Annotated in this window: 1 pseudogene; it reads right to left on the reverse strand. The window is 54.6% G+C overall.

Going from position 1 to position 249, the window contains the following annotated elements:
• A pseudogene (locus VD17_RS31145) lies at window positions 1-249 on the reverse strand (copper oxidase); the annotation flags it as partial.

Genomic DNA, 249 nt, shown 5'->3' on the forward strand with positions numbered 1-249 from the left:
CATGTCACTTTGGTCCATTCCGGCCATCTTGCTGTGGTCCATGCCAGCCATGCTGCCATGGTCCATGCCCGCCATACCGCCCATACCCATGTCATCCATGGTCAAAAGCGGCCGTGGATCGATCGCAGGTACCTGTGCCTTTAATCCTTCTCGAACTGCCAAGGTCCCACGTGCATAACCGGTTCTATCCATGGACTGGGCGAAGATTGTGTAAGCCTCTTCGCTGGAAGGTTCTACGATCACGTCATA

This window comes from Pseudomonas fluorescens (genome assembly GCF_000968015.1).
GTDB classification, from domain to species: domain Bacteria; phylum Pseudomonadota; class Gammaproteobacteria; order Pseudomonadales; family Pseudomonadaceae; genus Aquipseudomonas; species Aquipseudomonas fluorescens_W.